The sequence below is a fragment of the Streptomyces montanus genome (assembly GCF_005786655.1).
Classification (GTDB): domain Bacteria; phylum Actinomycetota; class Actinomycetes; order Streptomycetales; family Streptomycetaceae; genus Streptomyces; species Streptomyces sporangiiformans.
Map to the genome: position 1 here is coordinate 1 of NZ_VBZC01000033.1, position 16,918 is coordinate 16,918.

The window sequence follows — 16,918 nt, forward strand, 5'->3', positions numbered from 1 at the left end:
CGCCCTCGCGGCGCAGCCCGCGAGCGCGGCCGACGGACCGGCCGCCCTGCCCGACCCCGGCGTCGCCCGGCAGACGGCCCCCGCGCCCACCGCCTCCGAGGCCGAACTGCGCGACCGCGTCGTCGAGGCCGCCGAGGACCAGGCCACCCCGGCCACGGACGCACCCACCAAGTCCCCGTTCATCATCGGCGGCACCGAGACGACGATCGCCGACGCCCCGTGGATGGTCCAGCTCGCGTACCACGACGAGGCCGCCCAGCAGAGCTACTTCTGCGGAGGCACCCTCGTCTCCCCGACCAAGGTCCTCACCGCCGCCCACTGCGTGGCGGGCCTGGACTGGAAGCAGTTCGGCGCCGTGGTGGCCGGTGCCACCGACCTGAACGACGGCACGAACGGCACCGTCGCCGGCGTTTGGCGCCAGTGGAGCCACCCGAAGTACGACGCGGCGACCACGAGGAACGACGTCGCGGTCCTCACCCTCGACCGGCCTCTTGAGCAGCCCTGGCTGCGCCTGGCCGCGTCCGACGACAGCGCGCTCTACACCGCCGGCACCACGGCCACGGTGTACGGCTGGGGCCTGACCTCCGGAGCCGACGGCGCCGCCCTGTCCACGAAGCTCCGCAAGGTGAGCCTCCCGCTGGTCGCCGACTCGACCTGCAACAGCTCCATGGAGTCGGTTCTCGGCGCGGACTACTTCGTCGAGGGCTCCATGATCTGCGCGGGCACCCCCGCGACCGGCACCGACGAGGGCACCAAGAGCCCCTGCAACGGCGACTCCGGCGGGCCCCTCGTCGTCGGCGGCAAGATCGTCGGCATCGTCTCGTGGGGCGTCGCGGGCTGCACGGCCCAAGGCGCGTACCCGGTGTTCACGAAGGTGTCCTCGTACACCTGGGCCGCCCAGCCGCGCATCGACGACACCGACCTGACCTTCGACGGCCGCGCCGACCTGCTGGCCCGCACGCCCTCCGGCAACCTCTTCCAGCAGGACAGCCGGGGCACCTCGCTCGCACAGCGCGCCTACCAGGGCAACGGCTGGGAGGGCATCAGCTGGGGCATGCAGGCCGACCTGGACCGGGACTTCTTCCAGGAAACGATCGTCCGGGACAAGACGGACGGCAAGCTCTACCGCAGCTACATGGACCACTCCACCTGGGAGTGGAACTGGATGCAGATCAGCTCGGTCTGGGGCGGCTACAAGTCGTACGCCATCCCCGGCGACCTGACCGGTGACGCCCGCCCCGACCTGGTCGCGCTGGACGCGGACGGCTCGGTCTACCTGTACCCGGGCAAGGGCGACGGCCAGTTCAACGGCAAGGTCAAGGTCGTGTCCGGCGCCTGGAAGGGCGTGAAGCTCATGGGCCGCGGCGACCTCTCCGGAGACGGCAAGCCCGACCTGCTGGTCCGCTCCACGGACGGCACCCTGTGGCTCTACCGGGGCACGGGCAAGGTGTCGGCCCCGTGGTCGTCCCGTATCAAGGCGCGTACGGGCTGGAACTTCACCTCGTACGTCACCAACGGCGACATGAACGGTGACGGCACCGCCGACGTCCTCGCCCGGTCGTCGGACGGCACGCTGTGGCTCTACCGGGGTACGGGCAAGGCGTCCACGGACCTCTTCGCGTCCCGCGTCAGCCTGGGCACCGGCTTCAACCAGTACAACCTGCTGTTCTGAGACGCTCGTCCCCGCGCCCCTGAGGGGCGCGGGGACGTCACATCATGCGGCTTCGCCGCGTGGGCGCGACCAGCCACGACGGACCTGCAGGTTCGGACCGCCTTCTCAGCGGAGCGCTCAGTTGCAGCCGCAGGAACGGCGTACGACCAGCCGCGACGGAAACAGCTTCAGGCGTTCTTCCCGGCGGGAGCCGCGCTGGACGCCGTCGTCGAGCACGAGGTCGACGGCCGCGCGGGCCATCGCCGAGCGGTCGGAGGCGATCGTGGTCATCGGCGGATCGGTGAGCGCGGCTTCCTTGATGTCGTCGAAGCCGGCGACGGCCAGCTCGCCCGGCACATCGATGCGCAGCTCGCGCGCCGCACGCATGATGCCGACCGCCTGGTCGTCGGTGGAGCAGAAGATCGCGGGCGGCCGGTTCGGCCCGGACAGCAGCTCCAGGCCCACCTGGTAGGCGTCGTAGCGGTTGTAGAGCGCCTCGAAGAGGCGGCCCTCGGTGGGCCGCCCAGCCTCTTGCATCGCGCGCCGCCAGCCCTCGACGTGGTCGGAGACCGGGTCGCCGACGGCGGGGGTCTCCGCCGTGCCGCCGAGACAGGCGACGTACTCGTGGCCGTGCTCCAGGAGGTGGCGGGTGGCGAGCTGGGCGCCGCCGATGTCGTCCGTGACGACCGCGACGTCGTCGATCGCCTCGGGCCGCTCGTGCAGCAGCACCACGCGGGCGTCCCACGCCTCGATCTCGGCGGCGGCCAGATCGTTCAGGGCGTGACTGACCAGGATCAGTCCGGAGACCCGCATGCCGAGGAAGGCCCGCAGATAGTGGACCTCGCGCTCGCCGATGTAGTCGGAGTTACCGACGAGCACCATTTTTCCGCGCTCCGACGCGGCCTGTTCGACCGCGTGCGCCATCTCGCCGAAGAACGGCTGGCGCGCGTCCGGCACGATCAGTCCTATGAGGTCCGTACGCCGCGAGGCCATCGCCTGCGCGACCCGGTCGGGTCGGTAGCCAAGCTCTTTGATCGCGGCGAGAACGCGCTCGCGCGTGGCCGGGGCGACCGGCCGGGGTCCGTTGTTGATGACATAGCTGACGACGGCGGTCGAAGTACCCGCCAGCCGCGCCACATCATCCCTAGTCACCTTGGCCACGCGCGGAGTCTACGCGGATGGACCTACCTCTGGGCAGGGCGTACGGCGGCTTCCTGTGGCTCCGCCGCGAGCCCGGGGTCCGAGGGGGCGTCCAGGTGAGCCGTCTCGTCCGCATCCTCCGGCTTTGGCTGGGCCGCTTTGGCCCTCGCCTCGTCCGCGGCACGGTCGATCTTTTCCGGCGTAACGAATCGATAACCGACGTTCCGGACGGTCCCGATCAGCGACTCGTGCTCGGGTCCGAGCTTGGCCCGCAGCCGTCGTACGTGGACGTCGACCGTCCGCGTACCGCCGAAGTAGTCGTAACCCCAGACCTCCTGCAGCAGCTGCGCGCGCGTGAAGACGCGGCCCGGGTGCTGCGCGAGGTACTTCAGGAGCTCGAACTCCTTGAAGGTCAGGTCGAGGACCCGGCCCTTGAGCTTGGCGCTGTAGGTCGCCTCGTCCACGGATAGATCGCCGTTACGGATCTCCATGGGGGAGTCGTCGGCGACGATCTGCTGGCGGCCCATGGCGAGCCGCAGCCGCGCCTCGACCTCCGCCGGACCGGCGGTGTCGAGCAGCACGTCGTCGATGCCCCAGTCGGCGGTGACGGCCGCGAGACCGCCCTCCGTCACGACGAGCATCAGCGGACAGCCGGGGCCCGTGGAGCGCAGCAGCTGGCACAGGCTGCGCACCTGCGGGAGGTCACGGCGCCCGTCGATCAGGATGACGTCGGCACCAGGTGTGTCAACGAGTGCGGGGCCTTCCGCCGGAGCCACTCGCACGTTGTGCAGAAGCAGGCCGAGAGCGGGAAGCACCTCCGTCGACGGCTGAAGGGCATTGGTCAGGAGCAGCAGAGAGCTCATCGCGCCCCACCTGCCCGGGTCGTCCTACGGTTGTGCAAGGTTCGCTCGCCCATAACGTCTGGTTCCTCCTCGGTCCCTGCGAGGACGTTTGCGGCACTGCTTCCTACCGGTCGCGGCTCCCGCGCCCCTGGGCGCCGCACCTGCGCTTCCTCGTCGTCACAGCGCTCGTACTCCACGCTCGTACGACCCTCCAGAAAGCGCAAAAGGACCCGGGGGCTACGCTGCCCGAGTCCTCTGCCCAGCAGAATAACCCACATGAGCCAAGGTCCGGCAGGTCATGTGACGCGATCTTTGCATCGTCCACACACTGAGACAGCCCGGGGAGTGGAGCGGCGGAGGATGCTGCGGAGGTTTCTGCGCACGGTCGACGGGGTCACGATCGAGGCGGCGTACGCCCCGTCCTCCCACAGATCCGACGACCTCGTGATCGTGGTCGCGCACGGTTTCACGGGGGATCTCGACCGGCCCCACGTGCGCCGGGCGGCGGGTGTCCTCGCGCAGTACGCGGCCGTGATCACGTTCTCCTTCCGCGGGCACGGCGCCTCCGCGGGGCGTTCCACGCTCGGCGACCGCGAGGTACTCGATCTGGCGGCGGCGGTCGCATGGGCGCGAGAGCTTGGACACACGCGCGTGGCCACGGTCGGCTTCTCCATGGGCGGATCGGTCGCGCTGCGGCACGCGGCCGAGTACGGGGCCTCTGCCGGGGAGCGCGAGGCGCGTGAGGGGCGTGAGGCGCGTGAGGGGCGCGCCGATACGCGGAGGGAAGCGCGTACAGATGCACATCCGGATGCGCATACGGACGCGGTGGTGTCCGTGAGCGCTCCGGCTCGCTGGTACTACCGGGGCACGGCCCCCATGCGGCGCCTGCACTGGCTGGTGACCCGGCCCGTGGGCCGAGCGGTGGGCCGCTACGGCCTGCGGACCCGGATCCACCATCGCGAATGGGACCCGGTCCCGCTGTCCCCGGTCGAGTCGGTCCCGCTGATCGCCCCCACACCGCTGCTGATCGTCCATGGCGACCGGGACGGGTACTTCCCGGTGGACCACCCCCGGATGCTGGCCGCGGCGGCCGGCGGGCACGCCGAGCTGTGGCTGGAGGCGGGGATGGGCCATGCGGAGCACGCGGCGGGCGACGAACTGCTGGAGCGGATCGGGCAGTGGGCGGCCTCGGCCGCGGGCTAGCCTGGCCGTGACCGTAACCATTGACCCGTTGAGCGAGGAACTGAACCTGATGGCACAGGGCACGGTGCGTTACTGGGCCGCCGCCAAGGCCGCCGCCGGCGTCGCGGAGGAGCCGTACGACGCGGAGACCCTCGCGCAGGCGCTCGACGCGGTGCGCGCACGACACGGCGGCGAACTCGTCCGTGTCCTGCGGCGATGCTCGTTCCTCATCGACGGGGACCCCGTGGGCACGCGCGGACATGAGACGGTACGGCTGGCCGAGGGCGGCACGGTCGAGGTGCTCCCGCCGTTCGCAGGAGGGTGACGGGACCATGAGCAGCAACCAGCCGTACGAGGGGTACGACCCTCATCATGATCAGCAGCAGCCCGTCTGGCCCGGGCAGCAGCAGTACGACGAACGCCACCAGGAGGACACCCAGCAGTGGGAGGGCCAGACCTGGGAGACCCAGTACCAGCCGCAGGTGCGGCCCGCGTCCGCGGACGAGGCCCAGGCTCCGGCTCCCGCTCCGGCTGACACGGCGTATCAGCAGCCGCAGGCTCCGGGCGAGCCCGTGTACGGGGCGCAGCAGTACGGGGCGCAGCAGTACGGCACGCCGTCGGGCACGAGCCACGGGTACGGGACGCTGGGGCAGCCGCTGCCTCCGGAGGCTCATTCGGGGTATGCGAGCCGGCCCGGGCAGGGTTACGCGGCGGCGCAGACTCCGGGGTGGGACCACGCGGTCCAGGCACCCGCGCAGGATCCCGCCTACGGCGACCTCGCCCCCGCTCCCGCTCCTGCCCCTGCTTCCGCAGCCCAGGCGAGCGGCGACCAGGCCGCCGCTCCCTCTCACAGCGCTCCCGCCTACGGCCCGCCGACCGTCACCGGCAACCCCCGGGTCACCGACGCCCAGCGCGCCCGCGCGGAAGGGCGTTCGCCGATCATCGAGCCGGGTGGGCAGCCGGCCGCGCTGACGGCGACGCTCGGGCTGCTGCTCTCGGGAGCGGCGGCGATCGGCCAGTACGCGCTGGTCGTACCCCTGGTGATCCTGCAGGCCCTGACCGCGGCGGGCTGGTTCCGCCTGAACGGCATGTGGCCCGCCCGGCAGGGCATCGCGCTGGCCTTCGCGGGCGCGCTCACGGCGGACATCGTGCTGCTCACGACCGGCCGTGAGAACGCCCCCGCCGCGATCCTCGGCACCCTCGGTGTCTGGGTCCTGCTCACCCTCGTCCTGCAGCTCCGCAGCCACGCCGATCCCGACGAGCGCATGTACGGCCTGATGGCCACGGTTGCCTCGGCGGCGCTCGCGATCGTCGCCACGGGGCACCTTGCGGCGGTCGCCGACGCCGTCACCGTGGGCGGGGCGGCGGTCGCGGCGGCCGTCCTGGTCCGCGCCCTTCCCCTGCCGACGCCGGTCTCGGTGCTCTTGGCGCTGCCGGCCGCGGCGGGGGTCGGTGTCGCGCTGGGTGGCGTGACGGACTTCGGGACCGGCGGTGCGCTTCTCGGTGCGGCGGCCGGAGGCTGTGCCCTGATCGGCCACCGGGTCGCCGCGTACGACTACCCGTCCCGCTTCGTCCACTTCACCGCGGGTGTGGCACTGCCGCTGGCGGCGGCGGCCCCGGCGATCTATCTGGTGGGCAGGGCGCTGGCCTGAGGCGGGGTTTGTTTCGCCCCCGCCGCCCCTACCCATTCCCGTCCCCTGGCGCTCCGCCCCAGACCCCGCCAGGGGGCTCTGCCCCCTGGACCCCCGCTCCTCAAACGCCGGAGGGGCTGGAGTGTTCGCGCCCGGGCCAGCACTCACCAGCCCGTCCGGCGTTTGAGGACGAGGCCGTTCAGGCCGATCGGGGGTCTGGGGGCGGAGCCCCCAGGTACGGGGCCCCACCTGTCACAGCTGATCGACAACCCACGTCCACCACCCCACCCAACCCCCGGACGGGGTTACGCTCGCTCGACGGCCACCGGAGGTCGTCGATGCCGAGGTGGGGGAACACCAAGACATGCGTGCACTGCGAATACTCCTGATCGTCGCCGTCATCCTGGGCGGACTCTTCGTCATAGCGGACCGCGTAGCCGTCGGCTTCGCGGAGGACGAGGCGGCGGACAAGCTGCGGACCAGCGAGGGCCTGGCCAGCACACCCGACGTGTCCATCAAGGGCTTCCCCTTCCTCACCCAGGTCGTCGGCGGCGAACTCGACGAGGTCGAGGTCGGCATCAAGAACTACGAGGCCTCCACGGCCGGCGCGGCCGGCAGTGGCACCGGCACCGCCGCGGGCAAGATCCGTATCGACGACCTGACCGCCCAGATGCGAGGCGTCGCCTTCTCGGGCAACTACAGCTCCGCCACCGCCGCCTCCGCCTCCGGCACGGCCACGATCTCGTACGACGAACTCCTCAAGGCCGCCAAGTCCGAGCCGGTGCAGCTCGCGCGCGGAGTCACCGCCGAGGTCGTCGGCCTCTCCGACGGAGGCAACGGCAAGATCAAGGTCGAGGTCGAAGCCACCGTGCTCGGGACCAAGCTGCCCGAGCCGGTCTCCGTGCTGAGCACGGTCAGCGTCGAGGGCGACACCGTCAAGGCGCACGCCGACGGCCTGCCCAACCTGGGCGTGCAACTCGCCGAGGACAAGGCGCGCTCGGTCACGGACTTCAAGCAGCGGATCGACGGCCTGCCCGGCGGCATCAAGATCGACAAGGTCGAAGCGGCCCCGAACGGCGTCGACATCACTGTGAAGGGTTCGGACGTCAAGCTCGTCGGGTAGGACACCGACGGAGGAACAGCTGTCCGAAAGGCGAGACGGACTCGTCCGCACAGCAGATGTGAACACCGCGGCGGGCGCCGGCAGGCGCCAACACGTGCGCCCGGATCCGGGGCGAAGTCACCTCCACGCTGCCCCCATCCCGCATCGCGGACGATCGCGTCTCACCATGCGACACGTCGGTGACATGTCCGCCTGTCCGTCCTTACGATCGAGAGCATGAAGCGACAGGCGGATCTCACGAAGCGGCGGGCAGTCGACCTGTGCCGCGTCGCCGCCATGCTCTGTCGCTCCTTCTGAGCGGGAGCCACGAACTCCCGTTTTCCCGGGCCCTTCGACCGGACCGCCCGAGTCAGGGCCACCCCGTGCGCCACGTACGCGTGCGCGGTCATGCGCGTACACGCACCCCATTACTGACGCACCGCCCCGCCGCAACTGCCCCGGAGGAGAAAGAGCATGAGCCGCAGCGACGTCCTGGTAGACGCCGACTGGGTCCAGGAGCACCTGGACGACCCGAAGGTCGCCATCGTCGAGGTCGACGAGGACACATCGGCGTACGAGAAGAACCACATCAAGAACGCCATCCGGATCGACTGGACCAAGGACCTCCAGGACCCGGTCCGCCGTGACTTCATCGACCAGGCGGGCTTCGAGAAGCTGCTGTCGGAGAAGGGCATCGCGAACGACACGCTCGTCGTTCTCTACGGCGGCAACAACAACTGGTTCGCGTCGTACGCGTACTGGTACTTCAAGCTGTACGGCCACGAGGGCGTCAAGCTCCTCGACGGCGGCCGCAAGAAGTGGGAGCTGGACTCCCGCGACCTGGTGGCCGAGGTGCCGACCCGCGCCAAGACCGAGTACAAGGCCAAGCCGCAGGACACCTCGATCCGCGCCTTCCGTGACGACGTCGTCGCCGCGATCGGCTCGCAGAACCTGGTCGACGTCCGTTCCCCCGACGAGTTCAGCGGCAAGCTGCTCGCCCCGGCCCACCTGCCGCAGGAGCAGTCGCAGCGCCCGGGCCACGTCCCGAGCGCCCGCAACATCCCATGGTCGAAGAACGCCAACGACGACGGCACCTTCAAGCCGGACGACGAGCTCAAGGAGCTCTACGCCGAGGAGCAGGTCGACCTCGCCAAGGACACCATCGCGTACTGCCGCATCGGTGAGCGCTCGGCCCTGACCTGGTTCGTCCTGCACGAGCTGCTCGGCGTCGAGAACGTCAAGAACTACGACGGCTCGTGGACCGAGTACGGCTCCCTCGTCGGTGTGCCGATCGAGCTCGGCGCCAACAAGTAAGCCCCCGACCTTTCTCAACTACCTAGGAGCAGCAGCACATGTGTGGAGCGAAGGCCGGCGGCCCCGACGCCTCGACGATCAAGCCCGGTGAGACCACCATCCAGGGCCAGGTGACCAAGGACGGCGAGCCCGTGGTCGGCTACGTCCGTCTCCTGGACTCGACGGGCGAGTTCACCGCCGAGGTCCCGACCTCGGCGACCGGACAGTTCCGCTTCTACGCGGCCGAGGGCACGTGGACGGTGCGCGCCCTCGTCCCGGGTGGCACGGCGGACCGTACGGTCGTCGCCCAGACCGGCGGCCTGGCCGAGGTGGCCATCGCCGTCTGAGCACTCCGAGCAGGCTGCTGCACTCTGAGCAGCTCTGAGAAATCCGGCCCGCAGGGCCGTATGAACGGCTGAAGGGCCGCACCCCCGGGGGTTGGACGCCACCACTTTGATCGGGGTGCGGCCCTTCGGCTGCGCGAGGCGTGCCGAAGGGCTCCTTTCGGATCTACGCTGGACGTATGTACGCGCGACGCCGCCATGTGTACTTCGCCATGATGGGCACGTGCCTCGGGCTGTTCGTCCTGGCCTGGGGAGTCGTGCGGCTCTGGTCGATTCCCGTGGCCGTCGGCATGTGCTTCGTGGCGATGGTGATCCCGCCGCTCGCCGCCGTGGTGGCGAACCGGCGCGGGCCCGACGACCGGTGGTGGGACGACCCGTCCGGGGATCCGAAGTCCGACGAGTGGTGGGACGAGCTGGACGGCAAGAAGCGCCGGCAGTAGGACAGTACGCATGCCGCGAGTCAAAGTGTCCACCGTCACCTTCGACGCGCACGACGCCCATGAACTGGCCGACTTCTACGTGCGGTTGCTCGGGTACGAGGTGCGCGCGGACGAACCCCACTGGGTGCTCGTCGGGCCGCCGGACGGGGACGGCGTCTCGCTCTCCTTCGAGACCGAGCCGGAGTACGTGCGGCCCGTCTGGCCGACCAGGAAGCCCGGCGACCAGCAGATGATGCTGCACCTGGACATCGAGGTCGACGACCTGGAGGCGGAGACCGCGCGGGCGGTCGCGGAAGGGGCCGTGCTCGCCGGATACCAGCCGCAGGACGACGTACGGGTGCTGTTCGACCCGGCAGGGCATCCGTTCTGCCTGTGGGTGGAGACGGCGGAGTAGGCCGCCGGGGCGGCCACCACCACGATCCGGGCGACTCGTCTCAGTAGACGAGCGCCTGCGTCCCGTCCGCCAGCGCCTCCTGGACGAAGACCTGGGCGCCCGCGATGCGTACGCCCTCGATGACGTCCTTCTCCGTGATGTCCCGGCGCGCCGCGCACTGGGTGCAGAGGGTGAGGCGGCCGCCGGCCAGGACCGACTCGAGCAGGTCGGGGAGCGGTGCCGCGTGCGGTAGTTCGAACTCGGCGGCGCGGCCCGGCAGCGCGAACCACGCGGATTCGCCGGTCAGCCAGAGCGAGACATCCACGCCGCTGGCCACGGCGACCGCCGCCACCGTGAACGCCTGCGAGCAGCGCTCGGGGGCGTCCGCCCCGGCCGTCACCTTGATCACGAGCTTCTTCGCCATGGCCGCATGCTAGGCCCTGTCCCAGAGCCTGTCCGGGTCCCGGCACCTCGCGGCAAGCCCCGGGCCCCGGCCGAGTAGGCTGGAACCCGGCTCTGTGTACCGCCAACCCTCGCTCACGCTCATCCAAGGAGCACCCCGTGCTTGAGTACTTCTTCGAAGCCCTGCTGATCCTGGTCTGCGTCGGTGTCCTCGCCTTCGCCGGGCTGACCGTGAAGAAGCTGTACCAGGGCCAGCGCTGACCCCCGTCACAGACGCCCCAGACCTCACACGTACGGACTTCTGAGCTGCTCATGATCGAGATCCCGTCCGACCTCCACAAGGACCTCGTCCCCCTCGCCTTCCTGCTCGGCAACTGGACCGGCGCGGGCGTTCACGACTTCCCCGGTGCCGAGAAGTGCAACTTCGGCCAGGAAGTCAGCTTCACCCACGACGGGCGGGACTTCCTCGAGTACCACTCGCGCACCTGGGTCCTCGACTCCGAGGGCAACAAGGTGAAGCCGCTGGAGACCGAGACCGGCTTCTGGCGTATCGACGCAGACCGCAAGGTCGAGGTCGTGATGACCCGCGACGACGGTGTCGTCGAGGTCTGGTACGGCGAGCTGGCCGACAAGAAGCCGCAGATCGACCTGGCGACGGACGCGGTCGCCCGTACGGCCGCCTCGGGCCCGTACAGCGGCGGCAAGCGGCTGTACGGCTACGTCAAGAGCGACCTCATGTGGGTCGGCGAGAAGCAGACCCCCGACGTCCCGCTGCGCCCCTACATGTCCGCCCAGCTCAAGAAGGTCGTCTCCCCGGAGGACGTCGAGCGCTGGGCCAAGGCCCTGCCGGACGACATGCCCGACGACGGGATCGCTTTCTTCAAGTGATTCCCCCGATGGGTCGCCTGTTTGGGTGAATGGTGTGGCTCGGCGGGACGCGCCGCAAGTCGCCGCATAACTTCGTGATCGTGAAGTTGGTGGTGCGGGTCAAGCTCCTGCCAACGCCCGAGCAGGCGGCGGCACTTGAGGCGACGCTGCGATCGTGCAACGCGGCAGCGAACTGGCTGTCGGCCGAGGCGTTCGCCCGTCGGGTGACCTCTCGCGCGGGGTTGCAGGCCCTTGCGTACGTCGATCTTCGGACGCGGGGGCTGTCGGCGCAGCCCGCACTGCATGTGCTACGGAAAGTAGCGGACGCGTACGCCGCGTTGAAGGCTCATGCGAGGGTGGGAAATCTGGGCAAGCCGACCTCGAAGCGGTATGCGAGGGCCACCTCGAAGCCGATCACGTTTCGTGCGGGGGCGGCACAGCCGTTCGATGACCGCTGTCTGTCCTGGCAGATCGGCGCCGCCACGGTGTCGATCTGGACCACAAGCGGGCGACTGAAGAACATCACCTTTACCGGGCATTCGGAGCAGCTGGAGCTACTGGCCCGCTACCGACGCGGCGAGTCGGATCTGCTGTGCCGGGATGGGCAGTGGTATCTGATCGCAACCTGCGAGGTTCCCGATGTCGAGGAGAACAGCAGGCCGGACGGCTTCGTCGGGGTGGATCTTGGGATCACGAACATCGCCACCACGTCCAGCGGGCGGCGGCACAGCGGACGACACCTGAACCGCCGCCGCGAACAGGATCGGAAGCTGCGCGGCAAGCTGCAGCGGAAGGGGACGAAGTCCGCCAAGCGGCGGGCGAAGCGGCATGCGGGCAGGGAAGCGCGCCGGGCTCGCGACATCAACCACAAGATCAGTAAATGCATCGTGGCGGAGGCTCAACGCACCGATCGCGGGATCGCCCTGGAGGACCTGGGCGGCATCCGCGAGCGGGCACGGCTCAGGAAGCCCCAACGCGTTACGTTGCACTCATGGGCGTTCCATCAGCTGGGTGCGTTCATCTCGTACAAGGCCAAGCGGGCCGGAGTTCCGGTGGTGTACGTGGATCCGGTATACACCAGCCGGGAATGCTCCCAGTGTCACCACATCGACAAGCGCAATCGGCCATCACAGGCCGTGTTCGCCTGCAGGTCTTGCGGCTTCGTTGAACACGCAGACCTCAACGCGTCCCACAACATCGCCTCTCGCGGCTGGTGGGTGTGGGTCTGCGGGGCCAGGTCAGTGGCCCCTGCTCTCGCACCCCTGGCGTGAGGGCTGGACGCAGCCGGTCTCATCGAAGCCATCGATGACCTGAGCCGCAAACCCGGGACCGCAGCATGGGTAGCTGACGTAGTTCTAGACTTCCAGGTGTGGTGAGCACTCATAGCAGCACCGAAAGCAACGCGGAAAGCGGCGCCGAGAGCACCGACTGGAAGAGTGATCTGCGGCAGCGTGGCTACCGGCTGACTCCGCAGCGGCAGCTGGTGCTCGAAGCCGTGGACACCCTTGAGCACGCGACCCCCGACGACATCCTCGGCGAAGTGCGCAAGACGGCGTCGGGGGTCAACATCTCCACGGTGTACCGGACCCTGGAGCTCCTGGAGGAGCTCGGTCTGGTCAGCCACGCCCATCTCGGGCACGGCGCGCCCACGTACCATCTCGCGGACCGCCACCACCACATCCATCTGGTGTGCCGGGACTGTACGAGCGTCATCGAGGCGGACGTGTCGGTGGCCGCCGAGTTCACGGCGAAGCTGCGCGAGACCTTCGGGTTCGACACCGATATGAAGCACTTCGCGATCTTCGGCCGATGCGAGGACTGCACCGGTAAGAGGAAATAAAAAACGCACCTACTCGGTCGTAGGCTGTATGCCCATGAAGAGCCCCCTGCTGTCCCTGCCCGGCGCCGTTCCCGCGGAGGGCGTGGACGAAGGCGTCGCCGCCCACTACGGCGATCTGTTCCGCGAACAGCGCGCCCTCGCCGACGGCACCGGTTTCGTGGATCTCTCGCACCGCGGTGTCGTGAGCGTCACCGGGGAGGACCGGCTCGCCTGGCTGCACCTCCTGCTCACCCAGCACGTCTCCGACCTCCCGACCGGCCGTGCCACGGAGGCGCTGATCCTCTCCGCGCACGGACACATCGAGCACGCGCTGTATCTCGTCGACGACGGCGAGACGGTGTGGGCGCACGTCGAGCCCCAAACCCAGGACGCGCTGATCGCGTACCTGGAGTCGATGAAGTTCTTCTACCGCGTCGAGGTCGCCGACCGGACCGCCGAGTTCGCGGTCGTGCACCTGCCGGCCGGCTCCATCGCCGAGACGCCGGAGGGTGTCGTGGCACGCGAGACCCCGCACGGGCGGGATCTGTTCCTTCCGCGCGGCGACCTGGAGGCGTACGCCGAGAAGAGCGGCCCGGCGGTCGGGATCCTCGCGTACGAGGCCCTGCGCGTCGAGAACCACCGGCCGCGGCTCGGCTTCGAGACCGACCACCGGACCATCCCGCACGAGCTGGGCTGGATCGGCACCGCGGTGCACCTGGAGAAGGGCTGCTACCGCGGCCAGGAGACCGTCGCCCGCGTCCATAACCTGGGCAAGCCCCCGCGCCGGCTCGTCTTCCTGCACCTCGACGGCAGCGAGGTCCATCTGCCGGTCCCCGGCACCGACATCCGGCTCGCGGCCGACGGCCCGGACGGCCGCAAGATCGGTTTCATCACGACGTCCGTACGCCACCACGAGCTCGGCCCGATCGCGCTGGCGCTGGTGAAGCGGAACGTGCCGGTCGATGCGCCGCTCCTGGCCGGGACGACGGCCGCGGCGCAGGAAGTCGTGGTCGAGCCGTAAGTACGTTCGGCTCGGCCGCCGCTCAGATGTCGAGCAGCACCGTGAACGGGCCGTCGTTCGTCAGGGACACGCGCATCTGGGCGCCGAAACGGCCCGTCGCCACCGTCGCGCCCAGTGAACGCAGCTGGGCGACGACCTCGTCCACGAGGGGCTCGGCGACATCGCCGGGGGCGGCCGCGTTCCAGGTGGGGCGGCGGCCCTTGCGGGCATCGCCGTAGAGCGTGAACTGGCTGATGACGAGCAGCGGCGCGTCGATGTCGCTGCACGACTTCTCGTCGCTCAGCATGCGCACCGACCAGAGCTTGCGGGCCAGTTGGGCCGCTTTCTCCTTGGTGTCGTCGTGGGTGACGCCCACCAGGACGCACAGCCCCTCGCCGCTGAACTCGCCGACCGTCTCGCCTTCGACGACGACGCTCGCGCCGTCAACCCTCTGTACCACTGCACGCATACGGACCATCATGCCGTGCGCTCGCTTGACCTCCGTAAGGAGTCTTTCTTATTGGCGCTTAACCCCATGAACTGGGGCCGAACGGGGGTAGTTGGTCCCATTGCGGCCACTTGGGGTGGCACGATGCTCACACACGCCGATCGAGGGGACGGTTGAGGCGTATGAGCACATCGAGTACCGCGGGGCAGCCGCCCGGGTTCGTTTCGCTGGTCCGGGGGGAGCGTGGGCCAGGTGCGATCGGGGGCGCGCCGCATCCGATCGCGCCGCGTCCGCCCACGCAGCGGACGGACAGCCCGATGCCCGAGCCGTCGCCCGAGCAGGACGTGTCGCTGCTGCTGCTGCCCGAGTTGCGCACGCTGCGGCGAGGCGCACAGCGGGACGAGGCGGACCTCAGCTATGTACGGCGGCTGCTTCAGGGGCGCATCGACATCCTGCGCGCCGAGCTCCGGCGGCGGGCCGAGCCCGGGCGGTCGGTGTCGGCGTCGGTGCCGGCGTCCGGGGCGGTGTCCGGGGTGGTGGCGGCCGGCGAGACGACGTCCGCCGGCTCGCCGGCCCACTCGTCGGACGTCTCGTCCGTCGTGGAGCGGCTGTCGGAGATCCTGACGGACGCGCCTGCGCGGCAGCGGTCGTCGGCCCGGCATGTGACGCTCGGCACGCCGCACAGCGAGGAGTTCCGGCGGCTGGCCGCGGACATGCTCGCCGAGGTGGAGCTGTCCGACCTTCAGGCCCGTACGGATCCGGAGCTGAACACCGCGATGGTGCGGCTCGTGCGGTACGAGCAGCAGGTCTCGCGGCGGCGGCAGCGGCTGCAACGGACCGCCGACCAGTGCAGTGCGGAAATTGCCCGCAGGTACCGTGAAGGCGAAGCACAAGTAGACGACCTGCTCGTGTGACGCGGCGGCCCCGGTGATCCCGGGGTCGTCGTCGGCTCTGCCCGGGGCGACCCTGGGGCGGAGCCGGCGAGCGGGTCCCTGTCCTGGGAGGCCACCCGCCGATGCCCGTTTCCGCCACACCACCGGCACCACCGTCACCGCCTGCGATATCCACAAACCCTGCGACATCCGCCCTACCCCCTGTCCTCGTCGAGGTCGTGCGCTCCGGATTCGTCGAGGGGCGTCACCGGGGCAGCCTGGTGCTGCTGGGCGCGGACGGGGCGGTGGAGCTCGCGCTCGGAGATGTCTCGGTGCCCGTCTTTCCCCGCTCCTCCAACAAGCCGATGCAGGCGGCCGGGATCCTGCGGGCGGGGCTCGACCTCGCGGGAGAGCAGCTGGCGCTGGCGGCCGCGAGCCACTCGGGGGAGGGGTTCCACCGGGATCTCGTGGCCAAGATGCTCGCCGAGAACGGGCTGAGCGCGGCGCTCCTCCAGTGTCCGGAGGATCTGCCGCTGGACGCGGTGGAGGCGGAGACGTATCTCGCCGCGGGGAGTGTGCGTGAGCGGATCACGATGAACTGCTCCGGGAAGCATGCGGCGATGCTCGCGGCGTGTGCGCTGCGGGGATGGTCGACGGAGTCGTATCTGGACCCCTCGCACCCGCTCCAGAGGGAGATTCTGGCCGTGGTCGAGGAGGCGGCGGGGGAAGCGGTGGCCGCGGTCGGTACGGACGGCTGCGGTGCCCCTCTGATGGCGATCAGCCTGACGGGGCTGGCCCGCGCCTTCCGCTCCTTCGTCCTCGCCGAGCCGGGCTCGGCCGAGAGACGCGTCGCCGACGCGATGCGCGCACACCCCGAGTACGTCGCCGGGACGCGTCGACACGACACGTGGCTGATGCGGGAGGTGCCGGGGGTGTTGTCCAAGATGGGCGCGGAGGGCGTCCAGGCGGTCGCCCTGCCGGACGGCCGCGCGCTCGCCTTCAAGGTCGACGACGGCGCGCCACGAGCACTGCGCCCCGTACTGGCCCGCGCACTGACGCTACTGGGCGTGCGGGAACCGGTGGTGTCACGGATCGGACGGGTGCCGCTGCTGGGCGGAGAAACCGAGGTGGGTGAGCTACGCCCCGCGTTTTAGGGGCGCGGGGAACTGCGCGACGAGCCACGGCGGGCCCGCAGCCGAAGTACGAGACCCACCCCCTCCCCCTGCCTCCCGGGCGAAGGCGGTTCGGGTCGCGCCCCTTCAGGGGCGCGGGGAACTGCGCGACGAGCTATGGTGGGCCCGCAGCCGAAGTACGAGACCCACCCCCTCCCCCCTGCCTCCCGCGTGAAGGCGGTTCGGGTCGCGCCCCTTCAGGGGCGCGGGGAACTGCGCGACCAGCCACAGCCGGCCGGCAGCCGAAAGACGAACCCGGGGGGCCGGGGGCGCAGCCCCCAGGGATGGGTCGGGTAGGGGCGGCGGGGGCGAAAACCCTTGGGGCGGGCCGCCCACGTCT

20 protein-coding genes are annotated in these 16,918 nt (G+C 70.2%); 16 read left to right on the forward strand and 4 right to left on the reverse strand.

Annotated elements, in window-relative coordinates:
- Positions 1-1,672: trypsin-like serine protease (locus FE633_RS27180; RefSeq protein WP_138047830.1), on the forward strand; the 1,672-nt coding region annotated here is incomplete at its 5' end.
- Positions 1,673-1,789: 117 nt separating this feature from the next.
- Here the strand turns inward: FE633_RS27180 and FE633_RS27185 are convergent.
- Together FE633_RS27185 and FE633_RS27190 are read right to left on the reverse strand one after the other, a co-directional pair.
- Positions 1,790-2,812 (reverse strand): LacI family DNA-binding transcriptional regulator, encoded by a 1,023-nt coding sequence (locus FE633_RS27185; protein WP_138047831.1) that lies wholly within the window; start codon positions 2,810-2,812, stop codon positions 1,790-1,792.
- Between the two features lie 23 nt (positions 2,813-2,835).
- Positions 2,836-3,654 (reverse strand): winged helix-turn-helix transcriptional regulator, encoded by an 819-nt coding sequence (locus FE633_RS27190; protein WP_138047832.1) that lies wholly within the window; start codon positions 3,652-3,654, stop codon positions 2,836-2,838.
- A gap of 255 nt (positions 3,655-3,909) precedes the next feature.
- Here FE633_RS27190 and FE633_RS27195 point away from each other — a divergent pair, with 255 nt between their 5' ends.
- From FE633_RS27195 to FE633_RS27230, 9 genes are all read left to right on the forward strand, one after another.
- On the forward strand, positions 3,910-4,836 hold the full coding sequence (locus tag FE633_RS27195) for an alpha/beta hydrolase family protein (protein WP_138047833.1): 927 nt from the start codon (positions 3,910-3,912) through the stop codon (positions 4,834-4,836).
- Between the two features lie 49 nt (positions 4,837-4,885).
- On the forward strand, positions 4,886-5,140 hold the full coding sequence (locus FE633_RS27200; protein ID WP_138047914.1) for a MoaD/ThiS family protein: 255 nt from the start codon (positions 4,886-4,888) through the stop codon (positions 5,138-5,140).
- A 7-nt stretch (positions 5,141-5,147) separates the two neighbouring features.
- Positions 5,148-6,467: a hypothetical protein gene (locus FE633_RS27205; RefSeq protein ID WP_138047834.1), complete on the forward strand. Its 1,320-nt coding sequence runs from the start codon at positions 5,148-5,150 to the stop codon at positions 6,465-6,467.
- Positions 6,468-6,810: 343 nt separating this feature from the next.
- Entirely contained in the window at positions 6,811-7,569 is a 759-nt protein-coding gene (locus FE633_RS27210) for an LmeA family phospholipid-binding protein (protein ID WP_138047835.1), read from the forward strand.
- A 216-nt stretch (positions 7,570-7,785) separates the two neighbouring features.
- Positions 7,786-7,866 carry a putative leader peptide gene (locus FE633_RS49850; RefSeq protein ID WP_351515640.1) on the forward strand — a complete coding sequence of 27 codons (81 nt, stop codon included), beginning with the start codon at positions 7,786-7,788 and terminating at the stop codon, positions 7,864-7,866.
- A 156-nt stretch (positions 7,867-8,022) separates the two neighbouring features.
- Positions 8,023-8,862 (forward strand): sulfurtransferase, encoded by an 840-nt coding sequence (locus FE633_RS27215; RefSeq protein ID WP_138047836.1) that lies wholly within the window; start codon positions 8,023-8,025, stop codon positions 8,860-8,862.
- A 38-nt stretch (positions 8,863-8,900) separates the two neighbouring features.
- Positions 8,901-9,188: a DUF1416 domain-containing protein gene (locus FE633_RS27220; protein WP_033324392.1), complete on the forward strand. Its 288-nt coding sequence runs from the start codon at positions 8,901-8,903 to the stop codon at positions 9,186-9,188.
- Positions 9,189-9,364: 176 nt separating this feature from the next.
- The gene (locus FE633_RS27225; protein WP_119100227.1) at positions 9,365-9,625 is read left to right on the forward strand and encodes a DUF3099 domain-containing protein; all 261 of its coding nucleotides are present in this window, start codon (positions 9,365-9,367) and stop codon (positions 9,623-9,625) included.
- Between the two features lie 10 nt (positions 9,626-9,635).
- Complete coding sequence (locus tag FE633_RS27230; protein ID WP_138047837.1) at positions 9,636-10,019, forward strand: VOC family protein; 384 nt, start codon at positions 9,636-9,638, stop codon at positions 10,017-10,019.
- A gap of 40 nt (positions 10,020-10,059) precedes the next feature.
- On the opposite strand, the gene FE633_RS27235 is transcribed toward FE633_RS27230, so the two are convergent.
- Positions 10,060-10,422, reverse strand: coding sequence for a DsrE family protein (locus tag FE633_RS27235; protein WP_031051812.1), 363 nt, complete (start codon positions 10,420-10,422; stop codon positions 10,060-10,062).
- A 290-nt stretch (positions 10,423-10,712) separates the two neighbouring features.
- Here FE633_RS27235 and FE633_RS27245 point away from each other — a divergent pair, with 290 nt between their 5' ends.
- The 4 genes from FE633_RS27245 (at position 10,713) to ygfZ (ending at position 14,107) form a co-directional block, all read left to right on the forward strand.
- Positions 10,713-11,288: a heme-binding beta-barrel domain-containing protein gene (locus FE633_RS27245; protein WP_138047838.1), complete on the forward strand. Its 576-nt coding sequence runs from the start codon at positions 10,713-10,715 to the stop codon at positions 11,286-11,288.
- A gap of 80 nt (positions 11,289-11,368) precedes the next feature.
- The gene (locus FE633_RS27250; protein ID WP_138047915.1) at positions 11,369-12,538 is read left to right on the forward strand and encodes an RNA-guided endonuclease InsQ/TnpB family protein; all 1,170 of its coding nucleotides are present in this window, start codon (positions 11,369-11,371) and stop codon (positions 12,536-12,538) included.
- A 101-nt stretch (positions 12,539-12,639) separates the two neighbouring features.
- Positions 12,640-13,107, forward strand: coding sequence for a Fur family transcriptional regulator (locus tag FE633_RS27255; RefSeq protein ID WP_138047916.1), 468 nt, complete (start codon positions 12,640-12,642; stop codon positions 13,105-13,107).
- Between the two features lie 34 nt (positions 13,108-13,141).
- Positions 13,142-14,107 (forward strand): CAF17-like 4Fe-4S cluster assembly/insertion protein YgfZ, encoded by a 966-nt coding sequence (gene ygfZ, locus FE633_RS27260; RefSeq protein ID WP_138047839.1) that lies wholly within the window; start codon positions 13,142-13,144, stop codon positions 14,105-14,107.
- Between the two features lie 22 nt (positions 14,108-14,129).
- Here ygfZ and dtd read toward each other — a convergent pair whose 3' ends face one another.
- Entirely contained in the window at positions 14,130-14,555 is a 426-nt protein-coding gene (dtd, locus tag FE633_RS27265; protein WP_138047840.1) for a D-aminoacyl-tRNA deacylase, read from the reverse strand.
- Positions 14,556-14,716: 161 nt separating this feature from the next.
- Between dtd and FE633_RS27270 the strand changes: the two genes are divergently transcribed.
- Positions 14,717-15,448 carry an RsiG family protein gene (locus FE633_RS27270; protein ID WP_138047841.1) on the forward strand — a complete coding sequence of 244 codons (732 nt, stop codon included), beginning with the start codon at positions 14,717-14,719 and terminating at the stop codon, positions 15,446-15,448.
- A 101-nt stretch (positions 15,449-15,549) separates the two neighbouring features.
- On the forward strand, positions 15,550-16,560 hold the full coding sequence (locus FE633_RS27275) for an asparaginase (protein WP_138047842.1): 1,011 nt from the start codon (positions 15,550-15,552) through the stop codon (positions 16,558-16,560).
- Positions 16,561-16,918: the final 358 nt, after the last annotated feature.

Bases quoted from the DNA above. Each gene is read 5' to 3' on its own strand.
- FE633_RS27190 (WP_138047832.1), bottom strand. From the start codon at position 3,654: ATGAGCTCTCTGCTGCTCCTGACCAATGCCCTTCAGCCGTCGACGGAG.
- FE633_RS27195 (WP_138047833.1), top strand. From the start codon at position 3,910: ATGAGCCAAGGTCCGGCAGGTCATGTGACGCGATCTTTGCATCGTCCA.
- FE633_RS27200 (WP_138047914.1), top strand. From the start codon at position 4,886: ATGGCACAGGGCACGGTGCGTTACTGGGCCGCCGCCAAGGCCGCCGCC.
- FE633_RS27205 (WP_138047834.1), top strand. From the start codon at position 5,148: ATGAGCAGCAACCAGCCGTACGAGGGGTACGACCCTCATCATGATCAG.
- FE633_RS27210 (WP_138047835.1), top strand. From the start codon at position 6,811: ATGCGTGCACTGCGAATACTCCTGATCGTCGCCGTCATCCTGGGCGGA.
- FE633_RS49850 (WP_351515640.1), top strand. From the start codon at position 7,786: ATGAAGCGACAGGCGGATCTCACGAAGCGGCGGGCAGTCGACCTGTGC.
- FE633_RS27215 (WP_138047836.1), top strand. From the start codon at position 8,023: ATGAGCCGCAGCGACGTCCTGGTAGACGCCGACTGGGTCCAGGAGCAC.
- FE633_RS27220 (WP_033324392.1), top strand. From the start codon at position 8,901: ATGTGTGGAGCGAAGGCCGGCGGCCCCGACGCCTCGACGATCAAGCCC.
- FE633_RS27225 (WP_119100227.1), top strand. From the start codon at position 9,365: ATGTACGCGCGACGCCGCCATGTGTACTTCGCCATGATGGGCACGTGC.
- FE633_RS27230 (WP_138047837.1), top strand. From the start codon at position 9,636: ATGCCGCGAGTCAAAGTGTCCACCGTCACCTTCGACGCGCACGACGCC.
- FE633_RS27235 (WP_031051812.1), bottom strand. From the start codon at position 10,422: ATGGCGAAGAAGCTCGTGATCAAGGTGACGGCCGGGGCGGACGCCCCC.
- FE633_RS27245 (WP_138047838.1), top strand. From the start codon at position 10,713: ATGATCGAGATCCCGTCCGACCTCCACAAGGACCTCGTCCCCCTCGCC.
- ygfZ (WP_138047839.1), top strand. From the start codon at position 13,142: ATGAAGAGCCCCCTGCTGTCCCTGCCCGGCGCCGTTCCCGCGGAGGGC.
- dtd (WP_138047840.1), bottom strand. From the start codon at position 14,555: ATGCGTGCAGTGGTACAGAGGGTTGACGGCGCGAGCGTCGTCGTCGAA.
- FE633_RS27270 (WP_138047841.1), top strand. From the start codon at position 14,717: ATGAGCACATCGAGTACCGCGGGGCAGCCGCCCGGGTTCGTTTCGCTG.
- FE633_RS27275 (WP_138047842.1), top strand. From the start codon at position 15,550: ATGCCCGTTTCCGCCACACCACCGGCACCACCGTCACCGCCTGCGATA.